Source organism: Nocardia arseniciresistens, from assembly GCF_046764875.1.
GTDB classification, from domain to species: domain Bacteria; phylum Actinomycetota; class Actinomycetes; order Mycobacteriales; family Mycobacteriaceae; genus Nocardia; species Nocardia arseniciresistens.
Genome location: NZ_JBKORD010000016.1, coordinates 134,647 through 160,086 on the forward strand (window position 1 = coordinate 134,647; position 25,440 = coordinate 160,086).

General features: G+C 66.8%; 26 protein-coding genes. 13 read left to right on the forward strand and 13 right to left on the reverse strand.

Translation table 11 applies throughout. From position 1 onward, the window contains the following. Positions 1–5: 5 nt before the first annotated feature. Complete coding sequence (locus ACLMAJ_RS27880; protein WP_412016810.1) at positions 6–1,289, forward strand: HRDC domain-containing protein; 1,284 nt, start codon at positions 6–8, stop codon at positions 1,287–1,289. A gap of 85 nt (positions 1,290–1,374) precedes the next feature. Here the strand turns inward: ACLMAJ_RS27880 and ACLMAJ_RS27885 are convergent, their stop codons facing one another. Further along, entirely contained in the window at positions 1,375–1,791 is a 417-nt protein-coding gene (locus tag ACLMAJ_RS27885) for an SRPBCC family protein (protein ID WP_412016811.1), read from the reverse strand. Positions 1,792–1,896: 105 nt separating this feature from the next. On the opposite strand from ACLMAJ_RS27885, the gene ACLMAJ_RS27890 reads away from it, so the two are divergent. After that, the gene (locus ACLMAJ_RS27890) at positions 1,897–2,487 is read left to right on the forward strand and encodes a CGNR zinc finger domain-containing protein (RefSeq protein ID WP_412016812.1); all 591 of its coding nucleotides are present in this window, start codon (positions 1,897–1,899) and stop codon (positions 2,485–2,487) included. A gap of 93 nt (positions 2,488–2,580) precedes the next feature. Here the strand turns inward: ACLMAJ_RS27890 and ACLMAJ_RS27895 are convergent, their stop codons facing one another. Then, positions 2,581–3,030: a MerR family transcriptional regulator gene (locus ACLMAJ_RS27895; protein ID WP_412016813.1), complete on the reverse strand. Its 450-nt coding sequence runs from the start codon at positions 3,028–3,030 to the stop codon at positions 2,581–2,583. A gap of 28 nt (positions 3,031–3,058) precedes the next feature. On the opposite strand from ACLMAJ_RS27895, the gene ACLMAJ_RS27900 reads away from it, so the two are divergent. After that, entirely contained in the window at positions 3,059–3,814 is a 756-nt protein-coding gene (locus ACLMAJ_RS27900; protein ID WP_412016814.1) for a methyltransferase domain-containing protein, read from the forward strand. 7 nt (positions 3,815–3,821) lie between these two features. Here ACLMAJ_RS27900 and dxs read toward each other — a convergent pair whose 3' ends face one another. Next, positions 3,822–5,720: a 1-deoxy-D-xylulose-5-phosphate synthase gene (dxs, locus tag ACLMAJ_RS27905; RefSeq protein ID WP_412016815.1), complete on the reverse strand. Its 1,899-nt coding sequence runs from the start codon at positions 5,718–5,720 to the stop codon at positions 3,822–3,824. A 267-nt stretch (positions 5,721–5,987) separates the two neighbouring features. Here dxs and glsA point away from each other — a divergent pair, with 267 nt between their 5' ends. After that, the gene (gene glsA / locus ACLMAJ_RS27910) at positions 5,988–7,853 is read left to right on the forward strand and encodes a glutaminase A (protein ID WP_412016816.1); all 1,866 of its coding nucleotides are present in this window, start codon (positions 5,988–5,990) and stop codon (positions 7,851–7,853) included. A gap of 89 nt (positions 7,854–7,942) precedes the next feature. Next, positions 7,943–8,632 carry an SIMPL domain-containing protein gene (locus ACLMAJ_RS27915; protein ID WP_412016817.1) on the forward strand — a complete coding sequence of 230 codons (690 nt, stop codon included), beginning with the start codon at positions 7,943–7,945 and terminating at the stop codon, positions 8,630–8,632. Between the two features lie 67 nt (positions 8,633–8,699). Here the strand turns inward: ACLMAJ_RS27915 and ACLMAJ_RS27920 are convergent, their stop codons facing one another. Together ACLMAJ_RS27920 and ACLMAJ_RS27925 are read right to left on the reverse strand one after the other, a co-directional pair. Then, positions 8,700–10,085, reverse strand: coding sequence for a class I SAM-dependent RNA methyltransferase (locus tag ACLMAJ_RS27920; RefSeq protein ID WP_412016818.1), 1,386 nt, complete (start codon positions 10,083–10,085; stop codon positions 8,700–8,702). Then, the gene (locus ACLMAJ_RS27925; RefSeq protein WP_412016819.1) at positions 10,082–12,073 is read right to left on the reverse strand and encodes an APC family permease; all 1,992 of its coding nucleotides are present in this window, start codon (positions 12,071–12,073) and stop codon (positions 10,082–10,084) included. Before ACLMAJ_RS27925 ends, ACLMAJ_RS27920 begins: the two co-directional genes overlap by 4 nt. Before the next feature lie 239 nt (positions 12,074–12,312). On the opposite strand from ACLMAJ_RS27925, the gene ACLMAJ_RS27930 reads away from it, so the two are divergent. Both ACLMAJ_RS27930 and ACLMAJ_RS27935 read left to right on the forward strand, forming a co-directional pair. Continuing rightward, on the forward strand, positions 12,313–12,978 hold the full coding sequence (locus tag ACLMAJ_RS27930; RefSeq protein WP_412016820.1) for a potassium channel family protein: 666 nt from the start codon (positions 12,313–12,315) through the stop codon (positions 12,976–12,978). Between the two features lie 3 nt (positions 12,979–12,981). Beyond that, entirely contained in the window at positions 12,982–13,653 is a 672-nt protein-coding gene (locus ACLMAJ_RS27935; RefSeq protein WP_412016821.1) for a potassium channel family protein, read from the forward strand. A 29-nt stretch (positions 13,654–13,682) separates the two neighbouring features. Here the strand turns inward: ACLMAJ_RS27935 and ACLMAJ_RS27940 are convergent, their stop codons facing one another. The 3 genes from ACLMAJ_RS27940 to ACLMAJ_RS27950 form a co-directional block, all read right to left on the reverse strand. Beyond that, complete coding sequence (locus tag ACLMAJ_RS27940; RefSeq protein ID WP_412016822.1) at positions 13,683–14,315, reverse strand: sigma-70 family RNA polymerase sigma factor; 633 nt, start codon at positions 14,313–14,315, stop codon at positions 13,683–13,685. Between the two features lie 204 nt (positions 14,316–14,519). Then, positions 14,520–15,311, reverse strand: a complete 792-nt coding sequence (locus tag ACLMAJ_RS27945) for a DUF3159 domain-containing protein (protein WP_412016823.1) — start codon at positions 15,309–15,311, stop codon at positions 14,520–14,522. 3 nt (positions 15,312–15,314) lie between these two features. Continuing rightward, complete coding sequence (locus ACLMAJ_RS27950; protein ID WP_412016824.1) at positions 15,315–15,692, reverse strand: OB-fold nucleic acid binding domain-containing protein; 378 nt, start codon at positions 15,690–15,692, stop codon at positions 15,315–15,317. 129 nt (positions 15,693–15,821) lie between these two features. On the opposite strand from ACLMAJ_RS27950, the gene ACLMAJ_RS27955 reads away from it, so the two are divergent. Next, on the forward strand, positions 15,822–16,517 hold the full coding sequence (locus ACLMAJ_RS27955) for an alpha/beta fold hydrolase (protein WP_412016825.1): 696 nt from the start codon (positions 15,822–15,824) through the stop codon (positions 16,515–16,517). A gap of 15 nt (positions 16,518–16,532) precedes the next feature. On the opposite strand, the gene ACLMAJ_RS27960 is transcribed toward ACLMAJ_RS27955, so the two are convergent. Both ACLMAJ_RS27960 and dut read right to left on the reverse strand, forming a co-directional pair. After that, positions 16,533–17,360, reverse strand: coding sequence for a DUF3710 domain-containing protein (locus ACLMAJ_RS27960; RefSeq protein WP_479725043.1), 828 nt, complete (start codon positions 17,358–17,360; stop codon positions 16,533–16,535). 224 nt (positions 17,361–17,584) lie between these two features. Further along, on the reverse strand, positions 17,585–18,082 hold the full coding sequence (gene dut / locus ACLMAJ_RS27965; protein ID WP_412016827.1) for a dUTP diphosphatase: 498 nt from the start codon (positions 18,080–18,082) through the stop codon (positions 17,585–17,587). A 52-nt stretch (positions 18,083–18,134) separates the two neighbouring features. Here dut and ACLMAJ_RS27970 point away from each other — a divergent pair, with 52 nt between their 5' ends. Beyond that, positions 18,135–18,668: a DUF3093 domain-containing protein gene (locus tag ACLMAJ_RS27970; RefSeq protein WP_412016828.1), complete on the forward strand. Its 534-nt coding sequence runs from the start codon at positions 18,135–18,137 to the stop codon at positions 18,666–18,668. A gap of 19 nt (positions 18,669–18,687) precedes the next feature. Here the strand turns inward: ACLMAJ_RS27970 and ACLMAJ_RS27975 are convergent, their stop codons facing one another. Then, the gene (locus ACLMAJ_RS27975; protein ID WP_412016829.1) at positions 18,688–18,990 is read right to left on the reverse strand and encodes a DUF4193 domain-containing protein; all 303 of its coding nucleotides are present in this window, start codon (positions 18,988–18,990) and stop codon (positions 18,688–18,690) included. A gap of 375 nt (positions 18,991–19,365) precedes the next feature. Between ACLMAJ_RS27975 and cei the strand changes: the two genes are divergently transcribed. Continuing rightward, entirely contained in the window at positions 19,366–20,046 is a 681-nt protein-coding gene (gene cei, locus ACLMAJ_RS27980; protein ID WP_412016830.1) for an envelope integrity protein Cei, read from the forward strand. Positions 20,047–20,100: 54 nt separating this feature from the next. On the opposite strand, the gene ACLMAJ_RS27985 is transcribed toward cei, so the two are convergent. After that, positions 20,101–21,018, reverse strand: a complete 918-nt coding sequence (locus ACLMAJ_RS27985; RefSeq protein ID WP_412016831.1) for an inositol monophosphatase family protein — start codon at positions 21,016–21,018, stop codon at positions 20,101–20,103. A 171-nt stretch (positions 21,019–21,189) separates the two neighbouring features. Between ACLMAJ_RS27985 and ppgK the strand changes: the two genes are divergently transcribed. From ppgK to ACLMAJ_RS28000, 3 genes are all read left to right on the forward strand, one after another. After that, on the forward strand, positions 21,190–21,948 hold the full coding sequence (gene ppgK / locus ACLMAJ_RS27990; protein WP_412016895.1) for a polyphosphate--glucose phosphotransferase: 759 nt from the start codon (positions 21,190–21,192) through the stop codon (positions 21,946–21,948). Positions 21,949–22,153: 205 nt separating this feature from the next. Further along, positions 22,154–23,491, forward strand: a complete 1,338-nt coding sequence (locus tag ACLMAJ_RS27995; protein WP_412016832.1) for an RNA polymerase sigma factor — start codon at positions 22,154–22,156, stop codon at positions 23,489–23,491. Between the two features lie 217 nt (positions 23,492–23,708). After that, positions 23,709–24,578, forward strand: a complete 870-nt coding sequence (locus tag ACLMAJ_RS28000; protein ID WP_412016833.1) for an MHYT domain-containing protein — start codon at positions 23,709–23,711, stop codon at positions 24,576–24,578. Here ACLMAJ_RS28000 and eutC read toward each other — a convergent pair. Further along, positions 24,550–25,374 (reverse strand): ethanolamine ammonia-lyase subunit EutC, encoded by an 825-nt coding sequence (gene eutC / locus ACLMAJ_RS28005; RefSeq protein ID WP_412016896.1) that lies wholly within the window; start codon positions 25,372–25,374, stop codon positions 24,550–24,552. The genes ACLMAJ_RS28000 and eutC overlap by 29 nt on opposite strands. Positions 25,375–25,440: the final 66 nt, after the last annotated feature.

The following is a 25,440-nucleotide window of genomic DNA, read 5'->3' on the forward strand; positions in this document are numbered from 1 at the left end:
GGTTTATGCCGGTAGCAGACGAGCCAGATCAGGGCAGCACAGCGGAAGACAACACAGCGGAGCCGCTGCTGGTCCCCGCGGAGGGTGTGCCCCCCGTGCTCGCTACCGCGCGCGAAATCATCGACGCCGCCGCCCGCCTTGCCGCGGGCACCGGCCCGCTGGCAGTCGACGCCGAACGTGCGTCAGGTTTCCGGTACTCGGCGCGCGCCTACCTGATCCAGCTGCGCCGTGCCGGAGCGGGCAGCTTCCTGATCGACCCGATTCCGGTGTCCGATGATCTCGCCCCGCTGGCCGAGGCGATCAACGACCTCGAGTGGGTGCTGCATTCCGCGGACCAGGATCTGCCGGGGCTCGCCGAAGTCGGTCTGCGTCCCGCGCGGTTGTTCGACACCGAATTGGGCGGCAGGCTGGCCGGTTTCGAGCGCGTCGGGCTCGCGGCAATGGTCGAGAAACTGCTGGGCATGGCGTTGCGTAAGGGCCATGGTGCGGCCGACTGGTCGACGAGGCCGCTGCCCGATGAGTGGCTGAACTATGCCGCACTCGATGTCGAGTTGCTGCTGGAGCTGCGTGACGAGGTCGCGAAGGCGCTCGACGAGCAAGGCAAGACAGATTGGGCCGCACAGGAATTCGAGCACGTTCGGATCACCGAGCCGAGCCCGCCGAAGGCCGATCGGTGGCGGCGCACCTCCGGTATCCACGCGCTGCGCCGCACCAGGCAATTAGCCATTGTGCGCGAGTTGTGGAACGCCAGAGACGGATTGGCCCGCTCCCGCGACGTCGCGCCCGCTCGCATCCTGCCGGATGCGGCGATCGTTTCCGCCGCGACCGCGGAGCCGCGCACCATCGCTCAACTGCGTACGTTGCCGGTCTACGGCGGCCCTCGGCAACGGCGCTACTCCCGGGAATGGCTCGCCGCGGTCGACCGCGGCGCGACACTGCCCGACGACGAGCTGCCGCCACTGACTCAGCCCTTCGACGGACCACCTCCGGTGAACCGGTGGGAACGCCGCGACGCCGCTGCCGCCGCCCGGCTGACCAGGGCGCGTGCCGCGATGGGCGAGCTGTCCGAAGAACACGCGATCCCGGTGGAGAACCTGCTCTCCCCTGATCTCGTGCGCCGCCTGTGCTGGGACGGCCTGCCGGATTACGACCGGATCACCGAGTCGCCCGCCGACCTTTCGGCCGCGATCGATGGGTTCTTGAAATCGGGTGGCGCCCGACCGTGGCAGCGAGAATTGGCAGTGCCACGACTGTCGGCGGCGCTGACTCCACCGACTTCCGATGCCTAGCGTTCCGATCAGGACGTAGCCCGACTATCCGCTCGGCTTGTCGAGCCAAAGGCACCCCGGCGACACGGCGCTGCCCTTGCCCGGCTCACGAATCGGCCGTGATCGCGCCCTCGACCGTCCGCTTGAAGACCTCGAGTCCCTGGTCCATGCTCGCGCCGAACGCGACGGCGAGTTCATCAGGAAGCACGTCGTGGATCCAGACGAACCGGCTGCCGCTGTCGTGGGGGAACACCTGCATCGACGCATTGTTGTGTTTCGGGGTGACGCTGTCGCCGACGATGGAGTAGACGAAGCGGCGCTGTACCTCGTCGAGCGCGATCAGTCGCTCACGCAGCACGGTGCCATTCACGAACGTGGCTACCCGGACTCCTGGCCCGTCGAGCCGACATTCGGTGACGAAACCCGGTGCCATCCGAATCGGCCCCTGATCGAAGTCGCCGATGATCGCCCACACGTCCTCGACAGTGGCCTCGACGACGATCTCCTTCTTGACCGATCCCATGCGAACTCTCCTTCGGCGAGGATCGCAGACCCTCTGCGGTAACTGGTGTTACCGGTACGGTAGTTAGGTAACTTGCTATCGTCAATAGGTAGTTATCATGGGTTCATGTCCGTCAGAGTCGAAACCGCGGCCGCCGAGGACCGCACGCCCGCGCCGATGCGACGCCTGGTGGAGTTCGTCAACACCCGACGTGCGGACGGCGATGTCATCGAAACACCGGACCAGCTGGCGACCTGGCTGCGCGAGCACGCTCTACTGCCCCCCGAAACCGCCGTCACCACGCCCGAACGCGACCGCGCGGCCCGAGCCCGAGAAGGACTCCGCGCACTGCTCGCGCAAAACAACGCCGAGCCCGTCACCAGCCCACGACCCGACGGACTCGATCCCGCGGCCCACAGCGACCTCGCGGCACTGACCGTCGATCTCCCACTGACCCTCGACGTCACCCGCACGCCCCCCGCCCTGGTCCCAGCCACCCGAGGCCCCGTCGACACCGCCCTGGCCACCCTCCTGGCCGACATCGCCACCGCCGTCGCCGCAGGCACCTGGTCCCGCCTCAAAACCTGCCGCGAACCAAGCTGCCGCTGGGCCTTCTACGACCACTCCCGCAACCGCGGCCGCACCTGGTGCTCGATGAACGTCTGCGGTAATCGCGTGAAAGTCCGTGCGTCACACCAACGCAACTCCACCCGATAGCCCGATCCCCTGAGTACTGCCGTTCGATGCCGAAGTCGAGGGCTGATCGCGCCCAGTTCCTCGATCCACGCGGCGAGCTCGCGAAAAATCGCACTACCTCGGGCCGGTCGCTCCACGGTGTCGTCGTCGGCCCTCGGATCGTGGTCGAAGCAAGTGCTGCGACACCGCCCCTCGAAAGTGTGGGCAGCTCGTGAAATCCTCGTGATCGCAGGCCAGAGCGTGATCGATCATCTCCAGCGACGCTTGCGCCTTGGCTACTCGCGCTTGCAGCTCGCTGCGCCGGTTTCGCAGTACCGCCGAACGCGCGGCCGAATCGGTGGTGCTGAGCATGGCCTGGATGTCGTCGAGAGCGAACCCGGCTTCCTTGGCCCGCAAGATCACCGCGATCCGGAAGGCATCGTCCTCGCCGTAGCGCCGTCGCCCCGCCGAATCCCGCGCGGGACGCAACAGCCCGATGGATTCCCAATGCCGCAGCACATGAGTGGCCAGTCCGAACCGCTCGGCGACCACACCGATACTCGTCACCGAATCGCTTGACTTCATGTCGACATTAAGTCGGACCATGGCACCCGTGTCCACCCCCGACAGCACCACAGCGACCTTGATCCAACGACTCGACGCCGCCGACCTCCTCCCCGGAGCCGCGGACCTCCGCACCCTCTCCTACGACCTGTTGCACCTACATCCGGGCGATCCGGTCGTCGACGTCGGATGCGGATCCGGTCGCGCGGTCGCCGAACTCGCCGCCCGCGAAACCTGTCCCATCGGTATCGATCCGAGCGAAACAATGCTCGACGCAGCGCGAACCCGTTGGACCGCACTGGATTTCCGTCACGCCACCGCCGAATCCCTCCCCCTCCCAGACGGCTCGATGACCGGCTACCGCGCCGACAAGGTATTCCACGAACTCGCCTGCCCCACAGCGGCATTGGCCGAGGCCCGCCGCGTACTGGTCCCCGGCGGCCGCATCGTCCTGCTCGGCCAGGACTGGGACGCCATCATCATCGACTCCGACAGCCCCGAAACCACCCGCGCCATCGTGCATGCTCGCGCCGCAACCATCCCGAACCCACGCGCCGCCCGGCAGTACCGGACACTTCTACTGGACAACGACTTTCACGATGTCTCGATCGAGGCAAGAACCGCTGTCTTCACCGACCTCCCGATGCTGTCGCTCCTCACCGGTTTCGCAGACGCGGCCGTTACCACCGGAGCAATAAGCACCGCAGCGGCCGCCGCTTGGATAACCGAACAGTCCGAGCGGGCCGAATCGGAACGCCTATTCCTGGCCTTCCCGATCTTCATCGCCGCCGCGACCAGGCCATAGCGGGAGGTCAGCCGGCGTCGAGCCAACCGGTAATGCGGCGGGCGATGTCGACCGGTGTGAGACCCAGCTCCTCGAGGATCTGAGGGCGCGACCCGTGGTCCAGGAAATGTTGGGGCACACCGAGATCCCTGGTCGGCACATCCAGCCCGGCGCTGCGCAGGCGGGCGGAGATGGTGGAGCCGATGCCGCCGTGCAGGCCGCCGTCCTCGAGGGTTACCAGGAGGCGGTAGTTTTCGGCGAGTTTGACGATGGTGTCGGAGACGGGCAGGACCCAGCGTGGGTCGATGACGGTGATCGAAATGCCTTCTGGTTCCAGCAGATCGGCTACCTGTAGGGCCAGGTCGGCGAAGGAGCCGACGGCGGCCACCAAGACATCGCCGCGTTGGGTTCGGGCGGAGCCGCCGTCGCGGTCCGGCAAACGAAGGACATCTACTCCGTCGAGGCGTTCTACAGCCGAAATATCTTCGACGACACTGCCTTTGGGGAAGCGGATAGCGGTGGGGCCGTCGTTGACGGCGAGCGCTTCGGCAAGTTCTTCGCGCAGGGTGACCGCGTCGCGTGGGGCCGCGACACGAATGCCGGGGATGATGCCGAGCAGCGAGAAGTCCCACATGCCGTTGTGGCTGGCGCCGTCGCTGCCGGTAATGCCTGCGCGGTCGAGCACCACCGTGACCGGTTGCTTCAGCAGCGCGACGTCCATCAGGAGCTGATCGAAGGCGCGGTTGAGGAAGGTGGAGTAGATCGCGACCACCGGGTGCATGCCGCCGAGAGCGAGCCCGGCCGCCGAGGCCATGGCGTGCTGTTCGGCGATGCCGACGTCGAACATTCGGTCAGGGAAGCGCTCACCGAAGGCCGAAAGGCCGGTCGGGCCCGGCATGGCGGCGGTGATGGCGACGATGTCGTCGCGACGTTCCGCTTGCGCGATGAGTTCCTGGGAGAAGACCGAGGTCCAGCCGAGTGCCTTCGCACCAGCCAGTGGCCGCCCGGTCAGCGGGTCGATCGGGTCGCACGCGTGCATCTGGTCGGCGACGTGGTTTTCGGCGTGCGAGTAGCCGCGGCCTTTCTGCGTCACCACGTGCACGACCACGGGTCCACCGAAGTCCTTGGCGCGGCGCAGCGCTGCCTCGAGCGCGACACTGTCGTGCCCGTCCACCGGGCCGACGTACTTCATTCCGAGATCGCTGAACAGCTCCTGCGGGCTGACGGCGTCCTTGATCCCGGCCTTCACCGCATGCATCATCGAGTACGCGGATTCGCCGACGCGCGGAATGCTCTTGAGGATGCGTTTGCCCGCGTCGAGCGCGTGCTCGTAGGCCGGTTGGGTGCGCAGCGCGGTCAGCCGGTCGGCGAGGCCGCCGATGGTCGGCGCGTAGGAGCGTCCGTTGTCGTTCACCACGACGACCACGGGGCGATCGGGAGCGGCGGCGATATTGTTCAGCGCCTCCCAGCACATACCGCCGGTGAGTGCCCCATCACCGACGACCGCGACCACATGCCGATCCTGACCGGTCAGCGCGAACGCCTTGGCCAGACCGTCGGCATAGGACAACGACGCCGACGCGTGTGAGGACTCCACCCAGTCGTGGGCGCTCTCGCCGCGGCTCGGATATCCGGACAACCCACCCTGCTTGCGCAGCGTGTCGAACTGGTCTTTGCGACCGGTCAGGATCTTGTGCACGTAGGCCTGATGCCCGGTGTCGAAGATCAACGGGTCAGCCGGCGAGTCGAAGATCCGGTGCAACGCGATGGTCAGTTCCACCACACCGAGATTGGGCCCGAGGTGACCACCGGTCGCGGCGACCTTCTCCACCAGGAACTGGCGAATCTCCGCCGCCAACCCCGGCAACTCGGCCATGCTCAGCCGGCGCAGGTCTTCGGGCGTATCGACCCGGGAAAGCACTCCCACCTGAACTCGCTCCCTCCGGATAGCGCATCTGATCCGATCAGTCTACGGAGCCGCACCAGATCCTCCGCACGACCGGAGTGCTCCACCTGCCGAGATAACGCCGAAATGTGAGCCTCCACACGAATCGACGCCTCGGACAGTATCCGACCGAAGATACGCGCCCGGGCGAACATCCGGTCACCGACCAGAATTTTCTCCGACGACACGCGCTCACCTCAGGACAGATTCGACCGCAGCCCACACGGTACCGCGCCTACAGTGATCAGTGTGGCCGAGCCCGAGCAGCAGGTTCCACAGGCCGTCGACTCCGGCGTTGTCGCGCGCATCGTCACCGATGTCTACCGGCTGTGCCTGGCCGACGACTCCGGCGCACTGGCCGACTACATCCCGGAACTCGCAGCGGTGCAACCCGATTCGTTCGCACTGTGCCTGGCCACCGCGGACGGCAGGGTGTACGGCTGCGGCGATGTCGCCGCCTCGTTCACCATCCAGTCCATCTCGAAGCCGTTCACTTATGCCCTCGCCCTGGCCGATCGGGGTCCCGCCGCGGTCGCCGAACGTATCGACGTGGAACCGTCGGGCGAGCCGTTCAACGAGATCAGCCTGGACCCGGTGACCGAGCGCCCGCGCAATCCGATGATCAACGCGGGTGCCATCACCGCCGCGTCCCTGATCACCGGCCACGATCGGACCGAGAAGTTCGAGCGCATCCGGCGCTGCTACTCGGGCTTCGCAGGGCGCGAGCTGACGATGAACGCGGCGGTGTACGCCTCCGAGGCACGCACCGGTTTCCGCAATCGCGCCATCGGCTACATGCTGCGTTCCTTCGGCATCATCGACTCCGATCCGGACGAGGCGGTCGACACCTACTTCCGGCAGTGCTCCCTCGATATCACCTGCCGTGACCTCGCGTTGATGGCGGCGACGCTGGCCAACAATGGGCTCAACCCGGTGACGCGTGAGCGCGCGCTGTCGGTCGCGCTGACCGAACAGGTGCTCAGCGTGATGACCACCTGCGGCATGTACAACGCCGCGGGCGACTGGGTGACCACCGTCGGACTACCCGCGAAGAGCGGTGTCGGCGGCGGAATTCTCGCGGTGCTGCCCGGTCAGATCGGGATCGCCGTCTACTCTCCCCGGCTGGACAAACACGGCAACAGCGTGCGCGGTGTCGCGGCATGCCGTGAGCTGTCGAAACGACTCGAACTGCACTTCCTGCATGTGACCCGCTCCGGGCGTACCGCGATCCGGGCCGCGTATTCGGTGGCCGAGGTGCCCTCGCGGCTACAGCGCACGACCGACGAGTTGGCGGTGCTCGCCGAGCACGGTGACCGGGCTCGGGTATACGAACTGCACGGCGACCTGCTGTTCGCGGGCGCGGAGCGGGCGGTGCGTGCCATCGAGGAGCAGGCGGGTGCGTTGGAGGCGCTCGTGATCGACCTGCGCCGCGTTGGTGAGGTGAGCGAGATCGCCGTGCACATGCTCGACGAACTCCAGAACGAACTCGCCGCGGCGGGCTGCCGAGTCGCGATCGTCGATCCCGATAGCAAGATGGGGCACCTCGTCTCCAGTCTGGATCCGAACGATCCGCGCGGACGCGTCTTCATCGACCGAGATACCGCCACCGAATGGTGCGAGGACATCGTGCTCGACCACCATCGGCCAGCAGGGGAACCGGCGTGCACATCGATGCCGATCGAGGATCATCCCGCGCTCGCGGCACTGAGCCCCGACAACAGGGCGCGGCTGACCAAGGATTTCGAGGTGCGCACCATCGCGAGGGGCGAGGTGATCGCGCGCCGGGGCAGCACCCGCTCCGGGTTGTACCTGATCCTGGAGGGCAGGGTGCGAATCACCTTCGAAGGCGCCGACGAGCGCACGCACCGGCTGGTCTCGCTCTCGGCGGGCATGTCCTTCGGTGAAATACCGATGCTCGTCGGCACGCCGTTCGTCAACGAGGCCCGTGCCGAAACCAGCGTGCGTGTCGCGGTGCTCAGTCCGCAACGGTTCGACGTGCTCACCGAGAAAGCACCCGAGCTGAAACTCGCGCTGCTCGAGCGGCTGGCCGCAGGCGCATACGCGCAGATGGACGCGGCGGTGCGCGCGATCGCGGTACGCGGCGGGGACTATTGAGCCGCGGCGGCTCCAGCGTGTGGGGACGTTTGCGACGCACCGGCCGTTGAGCCTGTGAGAGCCCGATCCGACAGAATCAGGAGAGCGCCGTGAGCAAGAAGAAGTCCGAGACCGCAGCGACCACCGGCACGGTAACCACCTTCGGAAGTGGCAGCGCTCGCGCCACCCCGGACCTCATGCGGGTCACCATCTCCATCGAAATCAGGGCAAGCAAGGTCGCACTCGCGTACGGCCAAGCAGGTGAACGGGTGGCCGCCGTCACCGATTCGCTACGCTCGGACGGGGTTTCCGGCTCCGACATCGCGACCAGCGGGCTGTCGGTCCGCACCGAGACCGTGTGGGTCGAGGGCGGCGGTTCGAAGATCACCGGCTATCTCGCGACGACCGATCTGACCGTGATGCTGCGCGATATCGGCGAGAACGCCGAACCTGGACCGGCCTCCGTCATCGCGAACGCCGTCGACGCGGGCGGCGACGACGTCAGGCTCGGCGGTCTCAACCTGAGCTTCGCCGATCAGGAGAGCCTGCTCACCAAGGCGCGCGACGCGGCATGGGACAACGCCCTGGCCAAGGCGCAGCAGTACGCCGCGCGCGCGGGCCGCACACTCGGGTCAGTGCTCGAAATCACCGAGAACACCACCTCGGCACCCTCCGCATCCCCCCGCCTCATGGCGATGTCCGCACCGATGGATGCCGGCTACGGCGCGGCTCCTGTTCCTGTCGAACTCGGTGAGTCCGAAATCAACGCCGCGATCCGCGCCACCTGGCGCCTCGACTAAACGCCACGAGCGCCCTGGCGGCAGGGCTTTCCGGCAACCCGATCGAAGACTGACCGCTCCGGGGAGATCAACGCTCCAGTAGCGCAACACATTCGACGTGGTGGGTGGCAGGGAAGGCATCGAAGGCGCGCAATCGGGTGAGCCGATAGCCTGCCGACTGGTAGAGCCCGAGGTCGCGAGCGAAAGCGGCGGGGTCGCAGCCGATGTGAATGACGCGGGCGGGATCGTGCTCGGTCATCGCCGAGACGACTTCCTTGCCCGCGCCGGTGCGTGGCGGATCGAGCACCACCACCGCCGGTGCGGCGCTGCCCTGTTCGGTCAGCCAGCGTTCGACCCGGTCCGCGCGCAGATCCACCCAGGGCAGATCCAGCAGGGCCGCGTTGCCGTCGGCGACGGCGGTCCGCGCGGATTCCGCGGCGAGCACCGCACCGTCGGGACCGACCTGCTCGGCCAAGCGGGCCGCGAATACACCTGCGCCGCTGTACAGATCCCAGGCGAGCTCGCCGGAACCCAGGCCCGCCCAGTCGGCGACGATATCCGAATAGCATTGCGCGGCACCATGATGCGCCTGCCAGAAGCCGGTCGCCGAGATTTCGAAGCGCCGACCTGCGACGTATTCGACCGCCCGTCCGGTGCCTTCCAGCACCGACTCGTCGCGCGGCGCATGGGTCGCGGCACGGCGCGCCGACGCACTGCGCCGTTCGACCGCCGGCGCCTCGCCATTGCGTTGCGCCCGCCGATCCGGCCGCCCGCTGTCGCGCCGACCTCGGCGGTCACCGCCACGCTCGTTGCTGCGTGGCCGTTCACTCCCCCGGCGATCGTCACCGCGGCCTGCCGAAACCGGCACCGGCACATCGAGTTCGACAATGTGCCTGACCCCGTCGCCGTCGATGGCGATCACCAGATCCGCCCCCGGCGTCCAGGTTCGCTCGGCGACACCGTCCAACGCGCCCGAAACCGGTTGCGGGCAGCGCAGATCGGCGATCACATCGGTGCTGCGTAGCCGGTGGACACCCGCTCTGCCCTGCGCGTCCACCGCCAACCGAACCCGAGTGCGCCAACCACCGGTCTCTTGGGCGGATCCGGTGATCGGCTCCACCGTGATATCCCGTTCCACGCCGGCGATCCGTCGCAGTTGCTCGGCGACCACCGTCGCCTTCAGTGCCCGCTGTGCGACCGGTGTGGCAAAGGAGAAGTCGCAGCAGCCCGCACCGCCCGGACCCGACACCGGACAGCTCGCGGGAACCCGATCCGGCGACGCTTCCAGGATCTCGATCGCGTCGGCCCGGCAGAACGAGCCGCCGCGGTCCTCGGTGACGGTGACCCGCACCAGCTCGCCCGGCAGTCCGTGCCGGACGAAAACCACGCGGCCGTCGTGGCGGGCCACGCAGAAGCCGCCGTGTCCCGGCGGGCCGAGACGCACCTCGAAGGTGGTATTCCGCCAGTCGGTCATCCGTTGCGGTCCTCGTAGCCGCGACGCACCGCACCCGGCGCGCTGATCACGTCCGCCTGCCGCGCGCGGGTGGAGGAACTGAGCTGCCACGGCACGCTGGTCACCATCACACCCGGCTCGTAGAGCAGTCTGCCCTTGAGCCGCAACGCACTCTGGTTGTGCAGAATCTGCTCCCACCAGTTTCCGACCACGTATTCAGGAATGAATACCGTCACCACATCGCGCGGCGAATCCTTGCGCACCCGCTTCACGTAATCGAGTACCGGCTTGGTGATTTCGCGATACGGGGATTCGATCACCTTGAGTGGCACGTTGATATCGCTGCTCTCCCATTCCCGCACCAGCGCTCTGGTGTCGGCGTCGTCGACGTTCACCGTGATCGCCTCCAGCGTGTCCGGCCGGGTCGCGCGGGCGTAGGCCAGTGCCCTTCTGGTCGGCAGGTGCAGCTTGGAAACCAGCACGATCGAGTGCGAGCGGCTGGGCAGTACGCCGTCCCACTTCTGCTCGCCCAACTCGCGCGAGACCGAATCATAGTGGCGGCGAATCATTTTCATCACCACGAAGATCGCGACCATAGTGCCGATCGCGATGTAAGCGCCCGCGAAGAACTTCGTGATGAGCACGATGACGAGCACAGCGCCGGTCGCGGTGAGCCCGATCGCGTTGATGATCCGCGAGCGCTTCATCCGCGCTCGCTGCGCCGGATCGGTTTCGGTGCGCAGCAATCGGGTCCAGTGCCGCAGCATGCCCGTCTGGCTGAGCACGAACGACACGAAAACACCGACGATGTAGAGCTGGATCAGCTTGGTCACCTCGGCGCCGAACAGCACAACGAACGCGATGGCCGCACCGGAGAGGAACAGGATGCCGTTGCTGAAAGCAAGCCGGTCGCCGCGAGTGTGCAGCTGCCTCGGCAGGTAGCGGTCCTGCGCCAGAATCGAACCGAGCACAGGGAATCCATTGAACGCCGTGTTGGCCGCGAGTACGAGGATCAGCGCGGTGACGGTGGTGATGAAGAAGAAGCCGATCGGGAACCCGCTGAATACCGTCTCGGCGATCTGCGCGATCAGTGTCTTCTGATGGTAGTCGGTCGGTGCACCCGAAAGCTCGGACACATTGTGCGCGTACACGATCCCGATCTTCTGGGCCAGAATGATGATGCCCATCAGCAGTACGATCGCGATAGTGCCGAGAAGCAGCAGGGTGGTGGCGGCGTTGCGCGACTTGGGTTTACGGAAGGCAGGCACACCGTTGCTGATCGCCTCGACCCCGGTGAGCGCGGCGCAACCGGAGGAGAACGAGCGCGCGATCAGGAAGGCGAACGCCAGACCGTAGAGATGCTCTTCTTCGGCGTTCAGCGTGAAACCCGCCGATTCGGCCTGCAGGTTGTCCCCGAGGACGAAGATACGGAACATCCCCCAGCCGAGCATGACGAACATGCCCACGATGAAGGCATAGGTAGGAATCGCGAACGCGGTACCCGACTCGCGCACGCCACGCAGGTTGATCGCGGTCAGCACCGCGATGGCGACCACCGCGAACAACACCTTGTGGGTATCCACGAACGGAATCGCCGAACCGATATTGGAAGCCGCCGAGGATATCGACACCGCGACGGTGAGCACATAATCGACAAGCAACGCGCTGCCGACAGTAAGCCCGGCATTGGGGCCGAGATTCGTGGTGGCAACCTCGTAGTCGCCGCCACCGGAGGGATAGGCGTGCACGTTCTGCCGGTAGCTCGCCACCACCACCGCCATGACGAAGGCGACCGCGAGCCCGACCCACGGGGCGTAGACATAGGCCGAAATACCGGCCACCGACAGGGTCAGAAAGATTTCCTCTGGCGCGTACGCGACCGACGACATGGCATCGGAGGCGAACACAGGGAGCGCGATTCGCTTCGGCAGCAGGGTGTGGCCCAGCGAATCGCTGCGGAAGGGCCTACCCAGCAGCACGCGTTTAGCTGCCGTCGTCAACTTGGACACTGGAGCGAGCATAGATCCCCGAACGGCTGACCGCGCCCGGGGGCGGCCCGCGTCGAAGGTTTGACTTGGGACGAGAGGGGGAAAATGGGCCATGGACACACTCGGCGGGTACGGTTTTGCCGAAGACAAATCAGACCGAACGGCATGAACGGCCGCGGCGCCTTCCCTCGGCCCCGTGCCATGGGCGTCGACGGACGTTGTCCGGCTCTCGAGATTGTTTCCAGGAACGAGGTTGCACGGTGTACGTAGTGGTCATGGGGTGCGGACGGGTCGGCTCCTCGCTGGCACGCGCCCTGGTCCGGGTAGGTCACGAGGTCACTGTGATCGATCGGGACCCCAGCGCCTTCCTGCGCCTCGGTGAAGACTTTCCCGGTGAACAGATCGTCGGCGTCGGTTTCGACAGGGACGTGCTGATTCGCTCGGGAATAGAGCGTGCCGACGCGTTCGCCGCAGTGTCCTCCGGCGACAACTCCAACATCATCTCGGCGCGGGTGTCTCGCGAGACGTTCGGAGTCGAGCGCGTCGTCGCCCGCATCTACGACGCGAAACGCGCCGCGGTCTACGAGCGCCTCGGCATACCGACGATCGCGACGGTGCCGTGGACGACAGACCGGTTCCTCACCGCCCTCATCGGCGACAGCGGTACCACCACGTGGCGCGACCCCACCGGCACGGTCGCCGTGGCCCAGCTGACACTGCACGATGAGTGGTACGGCCGTACCGTGCGCGACCTGGAACGCGCCGTCGGCGCGCGGGTGGCGTTCATCATCCGATTCGGTCAAGGGCTATTGCCCGAAAGCAAGACCATGGTTCAGGCCGACGACATCGTCTATGTCGCCGCGACCTCCGGCAGTGTCGGCGAGGCCGTCGCACTGGCCGGTAAGCCCCCAGCAAGCGAGGACTGAACAATGAAAGTGGCGATCGCCGGAGCCGGCGCCGTCGGCCGATCGATAGCCAGGGAGCTCCTGCGTGGCGGCCACTCGGTGATGCTGCTCGAGCGTCAGCTCGACCACATCGACCCGACCGCCATTCCGGATGCCGTCTGGGTGCATGCCGATGCCTGCGAGCTCGCGCTGCTCGAGGACGCGGGGTTGCAGACCTACGAGGTAGTGATCGCCGCCACCGGCGACGACAAAGCGAACCTGGTGCATGCCCTGCTCGCCAAGACCGAGTTCGGGGTGCGCCGTGTCGTCGCGCGGGTCAACGACCCCCGCAACGAGTGGCTGTTCGACTCCTCATGGGGTGTCGATGTCGCCGTGTCGACACCAAGGCTGCTCGCCTCACTGGTGGAGGAGGCGGTGTCGGTCGGCGACCTGGTCCGGCTGATGACGCTGCGGCAGGGGCAGGCCAATCTCGTCGAGATCACCCTGCCCGCCGACACCCCGCTCGCAGGTAAGCCGGTGCACACGCTCACCCTGCCACGCGACGCCGCCCTCGTGACGATTCTGCGTGGCGGCCGGGTGATCGTGCCACAGCCCGACGACCCGTTCGAGGGTGACGACGAGCTGTTGTTCGTGACCTCGGTGGAGGCCGAAGAGGACCTGCGGGTGGCGCTGTCCCCGCACGGCATCAAGCCTTGACTCCCCGACAGGGCTGATGCGAGCGCGGATCAGGCGGCCGCGAGCTCGGCGCGCAGCTTATTGAGCGCGCGGTGCTGCATCACACGAACGACACCGGGGCTGGTGCCGATCGCCTCCGCGGTCTGCGCGGCGGACCAGCCGAGCACGATCCGCATCACCAGCACCTCGCGGTGCGCGGGCGCCAGGATCTTCATCAATTCCCTTGCCGCGTCGCGACGTTCGGAGGCCAGCGCCCACTCCTCGGGCCCTGCGGCGGAGGAGGCCGTGTCCGGCACGTCGGCCATGGGGTAGCTCGGGTGCAGCTGCGAGCGCCGGAACGCGTCGGAGACCTTGTTCGCCGCGATCCCATATACGAAGGCCAGGAACGACTTTCCCTGATCCCGGTAGCGCGGGATGGCGCTGACGGTCGCCATCAGGACTTCCTGCACCACATCGTCGATCGTGACACTGAGATGCGAGGTATTGCCAAGGCGCGCACCGCAATACCGGCGAACCAGCGGATGGACGAGCCGCACGATCTCGGCGATGGCCGTGCGGTCACCCGCGGCGGCGGGCCCGATCAAAGCCCCGAGTTCCGCCGATACGCGGCGGCTCTCCGAGAGGGCCGGATTGTTGTGGCCACGAGTATTCGACAGTGCCGCAATGTTGTGCTCGGTAGCCATCTGCCGAGTCCTTTCGCCGATGTTGCGCTTTTTTGTCTCGCAACGATCGTCTGACGAACTCGGCTCCCCAACCAGTAACCCAAGGGTGGGTACTACCCCACCTCCCCGGTGCGTATTACCCACCCCCGGCGTGAATCCCCAGGAGGCGGGCCGGCCGAACCCGTGCTGAACCCGGTGGCCGCGACGGCGGCGGCAGCAGCCTCTCTAGGCCGCTTCGGCGGCGGCGGACCCGCGACGCACCGGCATATGTCCTGCCCTGCGTACAGCCCACACCGTGACAGCCAGCGCGACCGCCGTCAGCGGCCACCCCATCGCGATGCGCGCCGCGGCCAGCCAGCCGGTGTGGTCGGAGTCGTAGAGCTGCGACTGCACCAGGTAGCGGGCGCCGAACACCAGCACCCAGGTCGTGGTCGCGACGTTGTAGAGGCGCACAATGCGCCGATCGGCCCGCCAATCGGAGCCGTGGCCGTTCAAGACCCCCCAGATGACGCCGACGAGCGGCCAGCGCACCAGCATCGACACCAGGAACACCCCGGCGTACAGCAGGCTTGTGTAGATGCCGAACAGGAAGAAGCCCTTGGCCTCACCCATTCGGTAGGCGATGAACGCGCAAATGCCGACGCCGAAGAAACCGGAGACGGCGGGCTGAATCGGGCTGCGGCGCACCAGTCGCCAGAGCAGAATCGCCGAGGCGACACCGAGGGCCGCCCAGATCGCCGCGGTGAGACCGGCGAAGGAATTCACGGGGACGAACACGAGTACCGGCAGTGTCGAATAGATCAGGCCGCCGAAACCACCCAGCTGTTCGAGCAGCGTCCGCTCGACCGCTTCCTCCCCCTCGTCGAGTGGTTGCGCGGAATCTACCCGCCGGTGCCGACCGGAATCGACCGCAGCGCGCGGCACGTGCTCGACCGCCGCACCGGCTCCGGAGTCGACGGACTCACGAAGCCCGGTGTCGATCGCCTTGTCGGCGGCGTTCTCGTTGCTCAATGGCATACGTCAGCTGTTCTCGCGCAATTCGTAGTAGGGGTTGTAGATCACCTTGCGGCCGTCGCGGTCACCAACGCGGCCACGGACCAGGATGCGCCGACCCGGCTCGATCCCGGGAATTCGCCTGCGTCCGATCCACACCAGGGTGATGGCGTCGGTGCCGTCGAAGAATTCTGCCTGAACACTCGCCCCGACCGACTTCGGACACGCCTCGACACTCCGTAGTCGGCCGAGCATGGTGGCTTCCTCACCCCGGCGACATTCCGATGCTCGACATGCTCCCGAGGCATCAGCTGTCTCGGCGAGTTCCTCGGCATCCAACCGATCGAGATCCTCGGTCAGTCTGCGGCCCAAACGGCGAAAATAACCTGAGGCAGCGGATGGCATTGCACGCTCTCCTGCATGGAGCAAGACGACGTGGGTTGCACGCCATCGTGGTTTTCCGGTAACGACCGGCTGTTGGCCGTATACCCGCCACTGTAGATGGGCAACCCTGCCGCCGCTACGCTCGGTCCGATGTTCGAGACCCCAGCTCCCGCGGTTGTCGTCGCGCTGCCTGGCACCGGATCCGACGCCGACTTCGCTCGCCGCGCGTTCGAATCCGCCTGTATCGCCCGCAAAATCGCGTTCGTCGCCGTGCAGCCCGACCCGCGCGCGGTCGTCGCATCCTGCCGGGCCGCATTGGATGCCGCGGCCCGCTCCGGACCGGTGCTGGTGACGGGAATCTCCCTCGGTGCCGCGATCGCGCTGGAGTGGGCGGCCGAGCACCAGAGCGCCGCGGTCGGCGTGGTCGCCGCGCTGCCCGCCTGGACCGGATCGGACACCGCGGCCTGCCCCGCAGCGCTCAGCGCCGCCGCGACGGCCGCGCAACTGCGCGCCGACGGTCTCGACGCGGTGATCGACCGGATGCGGGCGAGCAGCCCGCGCTGGCTCGCCGACGCACTCACCCAGTCCTGGCGGGCCCAGTGGCCGCATCTGCCCGACGCGCTCGATGAGGCCGCCGACTACAAATGGCCAGGCGCCGAGCGCCTCGCGACACTCGACGTCCCGGTCGCCCTGGTCACCGCGATCGACGACCCGGTGCACCCACTCGCGGTCGCCGAGGAATGGGCCGCCCTGATCCCGCGCTCCGAGCTGTTCAGGATCACTCTCACCGAACTCGGCGCAAACCCGGCGATCCTCGGCAATGCCGGTCTCGCCGCGTTCAGCTGATCGCCGACCTCACGTTCAGTTCAAGCCGAGCTGCTGCATTGCGGAACCGTCGGCGCCACGACGTGGTTCCTGCGGCATCCGCGGCGGCATCACCGCGACGGGTGCCGCCTGGGCCGCCGCGGCTTGGGCCGCCGCCTGCTGCTGCTGCGCCTGTACCTGCTGCTGATGTGCCGCGGTGAGTTGCTCTGCCAGTTCCTGCGGCAGCACCACCGCGAGCGGTTCACGGACCGGCATCGGGTCGTCACCGCGACGAATCACGGTCTCGCTGAGGATGGCTCGTGCGGCCGCGACCAGCGGACTGCCCTCATCGGCGGCGCCCTGCGGGCCCGCGGCGACAAGGCGCACCATCCAGCGATGCCCGTCGACCCCGATGAACCGCAGGTCGGCGCCCTCGGTGATGGCGAGCAGCTCCCGGCCCCATGGTCCGGTCTCGACCGCGACTCTGGCACCGTCCTTGCGTAGCGACTCGGCGAGATCGGCTGCCACCATTCGCCATTGGCCTGCCGACTTCGGCGCCGCGTAGGCCGCGACGGTGAGCCGTCCGTGTTCGGTCGCCAGGTGCACCGCCTGCGGGGTGCCGTCGGGGGTCATCTCGACCTGCAACTGACCACCAGGCGGCATCGGCAGGATGACCGATCCGAGGTCGAGGCGTTGATCGGCCACGTTCTCCAGCAACTCGGCGACGTCGCCGTAGTCGTAGGGGCCTGACTTCTCCCCGTCTTCGTCATCGTCATCGTCATCGTCGACTGCGGCGTAGTCGGCTGCCTCGTACTCGGTCCGGACATACTCGGTCCGAACGTGATCGACGCGGACACGATCGGTCCGAACGCGATCGGTCCTGATGTACTCGGCTGGGACGATGGGATTCTCGTCGGTGATCGGGTCGACGATGGGGTTCTCGTCGGTGATGGCATCGTCGTCATAGCCGGGCGCGTCGAAGCCCTGCTCGTACGCGGCGTCGACGTACTCGGATTCCTCGTCGTACAGATCGTCGGCATACCGGTCGTCGGCATACCGGTCGTCGGCATACCGGTCGTCGGACTTCTTCTTCTTTCCGAACATTGCTGTCATACCTCCTTGCCGGCCTGGCCCGCCCCATCGGCCTGCGCGGTCAGCGTCGCGTGACCGCCGCTCGACCCATAACCGCCCGCGCCGCGCGCGGTCTCGTCGAGCGTGTCGACCTCGACGAAGTCGACCAGCTCGACCCGCTGCACCAGCAACTGCGCGATTCGATCGCCACGGCGCAGCTCGATCGGGGTGCGCAGATCGTGATTGATCAGGCACACCTTGATTTCACCGCGATACCCCGCATCGACCGTGCCGGGGGTGTTCACCACCGACAGACCGGTTTTGGCGGCAAGCCCGGAACGCGGATGGATGAGGCCGACAGTGCCGACCGGGAGCGCGATGGCGACGCCGGTACCGACCAGCACCCGCTCGCCCGGCTCCACAATGACGTCTTCCGTGGTGCACAGGTCCACGCCCGCGTCACCGTGGTGAGCACGTGCGGGCATGGGGATGCCGGGATCGAGCCGCAGCAAGGGTATGGGTGAAAGTGCGTTCACGGTGATCGAGCCTACGCGTAAGCCGCTGACCACCGTGACTTAGTGTTGAGTCGTGTCGGACCAGCCCAATCCCGTGACGACGGACCACGAAAACAACGGCAAGCACACCTATCGCGAACGTCTGTGGGTGCCGCTGTGGTGGTGGCCGGTGGCCTTCGCCATCACCGGGCTGCTCGCCGCGGAAATCCATATGGGCGCACCAGGAGTCCGGGCGTGGCTGCCGTATGTGGCGCTGTTCCCGGTGCCGATATGGGTTCTGGTGTGGCTGAGCCGCCATCGAGTGGAGGTCGCGCCGGATTCGACCGGCACGCCGGAACTACGCGTCGGCCGCGCGCATCTGCCCGCGAGCTTCGTGGCACGCGCGGCAGCGGTCGCTCCGACGGCGAAAAGCGCGGCGCTGGGCCGCCAGCTCGACCCCGCCGCCTATCTGCAGCATCGACCGTGGATCGGGCCGATGGTTTTACTCGTGCTCGACGACCCGGACGATCCGACGCCGTACTGGCTGGTCAGTACGCGACGGCCCGACCGGGTCCTTGCCGCGCTCGGCATACCCGGCACAGAGCCTGGTGTGCCCAGCGCGGGCTGATCCCGATCTCGCTCGGAGATCAGGCGGCACAGTCCATGCAAATCAACTGACCGCCACTTTCATTGGCCAGCCTGCTCCGGTGATGAACCAGGAAACAGCTGGAACAGGTGAACTCGTCTGCCTGCTTCGGGATCACTCGAACCGTCAGCACTTCGTCGGACAGGTCCGCGCCAGGAAGCTCGAACGACTCCGCGGTATCGGATTCGTCGATATCCACGACGGCGGACTGTGCCTCGTTGCGACGAGCCTTCAGCTCCTCCAGCGAATCTTCCGACACTTCGTCGGTTTCGGTACGCCTCGGTGCGTCATAGTCGGTTGCCATGTCGTCTTCCCCTCGTCCTTACTCCGTATATCCCGGACCGGCCACATCACTCCCGATTCCTCTCGGAATCGCGATGACCCGTACCGCCCCGCCGGTGGCGCACATCACACGTGCACCGGTCACCTATCAGGCCGGATCCATTCGATCCACCACTGATAGCGTTTGGTGAACGCAGGACACGCCCTGCTTGTTCCCGCGACCGACCACCAATTCCACACCAGCGATTCGATCTGGGCCGCCAGACAATAGCGGACCACGCGGCAAAAGTCGCAATCAAAACACAGAAGAGTCGAAACCGACGGTGAATCGACACCGTTCGTCGAACTCGCCGAGACCTTGCGCAACGTAGCCGAGACAATTTCGTACAGTGTGCTGGTGGTTTCACTGATCACCGAAGGCAGCGCAATGGATCGACGGGGTCAACCCTTCCTCCGGCGGCGTAATCAGCCATGGCTCATCCTGGTCGGCGCGTTGGTGCTGATCTGCACAGTTGTGTGGATCAGGGCTCTGACGACCGAGGACGACAGCGGCACGGCAATGTCTTGTAATTCTCCGAGCCAGGCAACCGACCCGAAAGCGCCGCCACCTGCACCCTTAGGGCAGCGGGTCGGACAGTCGCGGCTACAGGACGTCGATCCCGCGCCACTGGCCTCGTCCAACGTCAGAGTGCTCAATGCGAACAGCAAGAGCGGTCAGGCCTCACACATCGCTACCGCCCTCGGCGATCTTGGTTTCGCCAGCCCACCCGGGCAACAGTTCGGTAACGATTCGGTCTACGTCAATGGCGATCTCGAATGCACCGGCCAGATTCGCTTCGGCGTGAACGGCCGACCGGCCGCCGCTTCGGTGCAGCTGATCGCGCCGTGCGCCGAACTGGTCGAGGATCAGCGCGGCGACGACACCGTGGATCTGGTGCTCGGCTCGGTATTCGGTGAGTCGTTGCGGCCGAGCGCCGACGCCGAGGAGGTGTTGCGCTCGCTGAAGAACCCGGCACCGGGTGGGTCGTCATCGATCGACGGCAAGCTGCTGGCGGCCGCGCGCCAGAGCCGCTGCTGACCATGGTGTCCGACGCTCGGCGCTGAACCGTTCGGCGCCGAGCCCCCGACCGCCTCAGGCGTCGGGGATCGGTTCGGTCGCGCCGGCCCGATCGAGCAGAGCGATCAATTCATCGGCGATTCCTGGTGCCGCGGCGACCACGAGATCGCCCGCCGCGCCGGGGCTGGTAGCGGGTGGCAGGACGACCCGCGCGCCCGCCTCCGCGGCGATCAGGGCCCCAGCGGCCCAGTCCCACGCGTTGAGCCCGTGCTCGTAGTAGGCGTCGACGCGACCGGAAGCGACAAAACACAGATCGAGTGCCGCCGCGCCGAGGCGACGGATATCGCGGATGTTCGGCAGCACCTCGGCGAGTATTGCGGCCTGCTCGGTGCGCCGGTGCGGGCCGTAGGCGAACCCGGTGGCCACCAACGCCAGCGACGCCTTTTCGACAGGCGTACAGCGCAACTGCTCGATACTGCCGTCGGCGTCCTCGCGCTGCGCGCCGAGACCGAGCCCCGCGCTGTAGGTCGAGGCCCTCGCGACATCGACAACAGCTCCCGCGACCGGATGCCCGTCGCGTACGGCGGCGACGGACACGGCGTAGCCAGGGATGCCGTACAGGAAGTTGACGGTGCCGTCGATCGGGTCGACTACCCAATACACCGTGTCCCGGGCACCACCCGCGAGGCTGCCGCCGCCCTCCTCGCCCAGGATCGGGTCACCGGGACGCAGGTCAGCGAGCAGCCGCCGAATCAGTTCCTCGGTCTCGGTATCCACGATGGTCACCGGATCGGTGGGGTGCCCCTTGGTCTGGACGTCACCCGCGACGCGCGCACCGTCGGGACCGAATACCTCTGGGCGGCGCGCCCGGACGTGCGCGGCCGCCGTCCTCGCGAGGTGAACGGCGATCGCGCGCAGCTCGGCCTCGTCTCCCGAGGGCGTTGAGGTGACTTCAGAAGTGACTGACGACGTGGATTTCGGCACGGCCTCCATCGCATCACAGATCCTCGCCGAACGCCCAGCAGCCCACGCCATTACTCTTGTCGTGCACGACACAGCGCCGTCGTCGGGCACAAGCTCATTCGCGTGCCTTCCGGTGCGTGGCAGGGACTGTGCGGCGGCATCATCATCACACCGACCAGCACAGGGAACGAGGGAATCGTCATGTCCGCTCGGGGGCACGCATTCGGTATCGATATCGGTGGCAGCGGCGTCAAGGGCGCTGCGGTGGATCTGGCCACCGGTGAGCTCGTCCATGAGCGGATCAAGATCGCGACACCGCATCCGTCGACACCGAAGGCGGTCGCCGAAGCGGCGGCCGAGGTTGTCGCGAAGGCGGCATGGGACGGCCCGGTCGGCCTCACATTGCCGAGCGTCGTGCTCGATGGCGTCGTGCGCACCGCGGCCAATATCGACAAGGGTTGGATCGGCACCGACGCGCGGGCGCTGTTCGCCGCCACCCTCGGCGGCCGCGAGGTCACCGTGCTCAACGACGCGGACGCGGCGGGCCTAGCCGAAGATCACTACGGAGCGGCAAAGGATTTCGCCGGCCTGGTGCTGCTGCTGACCTTCGGCACCGGCATCGGCTCCGCGCTGATCTTCCACGGCACGCTGGTGCCCAACAGCGAACTCGGCCATCTGGAGATCGGCGGCATGGAGGCCGAGCATCGCGCCGCCGCCTCGATCAAGGACCGCGACGACCTGACCTACAAACAGTGGGCAGCGGAGGTCAGCGCGGTGCTGAGCGGGCTGGAGAACCTGTTCTGGCCGAAGGTGATCGTCGCAGGTGGTGGCATCAGCCGGGATGCGGATCAGTGGATTCCCTTGCTGACGAACCGAACTCCGGTGATCCCCGCGCACCTGCGCAACACCGCGGGCATCGTGGGGGCGGCCATGGCTATCGAAGCGGGCATCGCGCCTTGATCTCGCACGGCGAGCCGAGGTTGCGGGGAACCGCCAATGCGACAGGTGGCCATAGGTACCCTGGTTCGATCGTTACAATGGAACATACTCCGGCCGCGAGCCGGAAACCCCCAGCCCGGCACTCCGCCGGTGAAACCCGACAGACCGCTCCGCCGGAACACCACTCTGGCGTGACGCCGCACGAGACCGTCACGAAAGGGCGTACGTGGTAGCCACGACCCGTCAGACCGCCGATTCGGCCGAGGCCGACTCCGCAGAAGTAACCGAAGCACGGCCGGTCCGCAAGGCTGCCGCGAAGAAGGTCCCGGCGAAGAAGGCCGCGGCCAAGAAGGCTCCGGCTAAGAAAGCCGCGGCCAAGGCGCCCGCGAAGAAGGCCGGTGGCAAGAAGGCCGACGGCGAGCCCGGCGACGAGAGTGTCGACGAGGAGTCGATCGACGTCGAGGACCTCGGCGATCTGGAGGTTTCCGAGGACGACCTCGTCGAGGAGGTAGTCGTCGAGGAGACCGCCGACGAGGAAACCGAGGCCGAACCGACGGCCGCCGACAAGGCCTCCGGCGACTTCGTCTGGGACGAGGAGGAATCCGAGGCACTGCGCCAGGCCCGCAAGGACGCCGAGCTCACCGCCTCGGCCGACTCCGTGCGTGCCTACCTCAAGCAGATCGGCAAGGTCGCGCTGCTCAACGCCGAGGAGGAGGTCGAACTCGCCAAACGGATCGAGGCGGGCCTCTACGCGGCGGAGAAGGTGCGCGAGTTCACCGAGCAGGGTGAGAAGCTGCCCGTCGCGATGCGTCGCGACTACACCTGGATCGTCCGCGACGGCAACCGCGCCAAGAACCACCTGCTGGAAGCCAACCTGCGTCTGGTGGTCTCGCTGGCCAAGCGCTACACCGGCCGCGGCATGGCGTTCCTCGATCTGATCCAGGAGGGCAACCTCGGCCTGATCCGCGCGGTGGAGAAGTTCGACTACACCAAGGGCTACAAGTTCTCCACGTACGCCACCTGGTGGATCCGGCAGGCCATCACCCGCGCCATGGCCGACCAGGCCCGCACCATCCGTATCCCGGTGCACATGGTCGAGGTCATCAACAAGCTCGGCCGCATCCAGCGTGAGCTGCTCCAGGATCTGGGCCGTGAGCCCACCCCGGAGGAACTCGCCAAGGAAATGGACATCACGCCGGAAAAGGTGCTGGAGATCCAGCAGTACGCGCGCGAGCCCATCTCGCTGGACCAGACCATCGGCGACGAGGGCGACAGCCAGCTCGGTGACTTCATCGAGGACTCCGAAGCCGTTGTCGCGGTCGACGCGGTGAGCTTCACGCTGTTGCAGGATCAGCTGCAGTCGGTGCTGGAGACACTGTCCGAGCGCGAGGCGGGCGTGGTTCGACTGCGCTTCGGCCTCACCGACGGGCAGCCGCGCACTCTCGACGAGATCGGTCAGGTGTACGGGGTTACCCGCGAGCGCATCCGCCAGATCGAGTCGAAGACGATGAGCAAGCTGCGCCACCCCAGCCGCTCCCAGGTGCTGCGCGACTACCTCGACTAGGTCGAGGAGGTTCCGACAGGCCCGTATCCGCTCGGCGGATGCGGGCCTGTTTCGTTATCCGGCCGCTAACCAATCGGATTTTCGGCTAAACCAAAAAGTGACCGAAACCACTTCTGCGGATGCAGCTTTCGGGGTCCCTCTGCCCTGTTTTGTCGTATCGTCTGACCGGCTGATGTTTCAACCGCCGGGCAGACTTCGCCCGGACAGGGGGCGTTACGTGCTAGATATTCACCATTTCAGTTACGGGCTACTGACCCCGCTCTTGGCCTACACCATGTCGGTGACCGGCTGCCTACTCGGATTGCAGTGCGCCGCAAGGGCACGCGCCGGAGAGGGCCGCGCTGTCTGGATCACCGGCGCCTCGATCTCCATCGGCGGCACTGGCATCTGGGTCATGCATTTCATTGCGATGCTGGGCTTTTCGATCCGCGGCACCGAGATTCGCTACGACGTCCCACTCACCCTGCTCAGCGCGATTACCGCCATGGTGGTGGTCGGCATCGGCCTCGCCATCGTGATCAGACCGCAGCCCACCCTGGTCGGCCTGCTGACAGGCGGGGCGATCACCGGCATCGGTGTCGGCGCGATGCATTACACCGGGATGTACGCGATGAAGTCGGACGCGACCATCACCTATGACGCGAAACTGGTCACCATGTCGATGGTGATCGCGGTGATCGCCGCAATTGTCGCACTCTGGTTCACCTTGCGCGTCAAGGGTTTTCCCGCCACCGTCGCCGCGGCACTGATCATGGGCATCGCGGTGTGCGGCATGCACTACACCGGGATGGCGTCGATGCACGCGCACCGCAACGACCATGCGATGCCGCCGTCGGGCACGGGCGCGATGGACCTGATCGCTCCGGTCATCGTGGCGATCAGTGTGGTCAGCATGCTGCTGCTCATCAGTGTCAGCCTCACGGATATCGATCGCAGTATCGACCTTCCGCCGCTGCGGCTGAGCAATGTACGTACGGAAAACACTGCCGCACACAAGGATTCGATCGCGCAGCCCGAACCGCTCGAGCCTGCGACCGTGTACTGGCCGACCATCGAGGTCAGCGAGGACCGGGCCCGATCGAAATGATCTCCCCCTCGCCCACCGCGTCGGTGCGCGAGGTGTCCTTCAGATCGACACCCGACCTGCCGAGTACGCGCGCGCCGGAAACCAAGCCCGCCAACACCTTTGCCGCCTGCGCATAACCGAGCCCCTCCGGCGGGTGGATGTTGGACAGACAGTTGCGGTCCGCGTCGGTACGGCCGGGCCGTGGCAGGTGGGTGAGATAGATGCCGAGGCTGTCGGCCACCGACAGTCCGGGCCGCTCGCCGATCAATACGACAACCGTTGCCACGCCCATGGCTTCGGCGATGTGGTCCCCGAGGGCGACGCGTGCCTGCGTGGCGATCACCGGGGCGGCGATCGAATACCGCGGAGCGAGCTCCTCGATCAGCGCGGCAACCATGGCGGGGCCGTGCTCGGTCAGCGCGCGCGGCGAAAGTCCGTCCGCCAGCACGATTCCGATCTCGGCACCGCTGTGTGGCACGTGTGACAGCGCGTGCTCGCCGACCGGCGATTCGGCTGGTAGCCGACCCAAATCGGGCCTGCGCAGATACTCGGCGCGATCACGAGCTCGGCTACTCACCTGTGCGGCGGCCCCCAACCCGAGACCCGTGACCTGCTCGATCAATTCGTCGACACGAAGCGGCGTGTGCACCGCATCGCGGGCCGCGGCATGCGCGGCTCGGAACTCCAGGACGCGCTGCGTCGGCAGTGCGTCACCGGTGCGTCCGAGCCCGATCCTGGCCTGGGTGGTGTGCCGTAGCTCTTGCCAGAATCGTTGCTCCGCAGCATGATCCGATCCGATCGACGGTTCCGACGTCATCGCGCCCGCTCCCTGTCGAGCGGCGAACTCCGACAGTACGACAACGTCCGCGTCGGAGTCACCGGC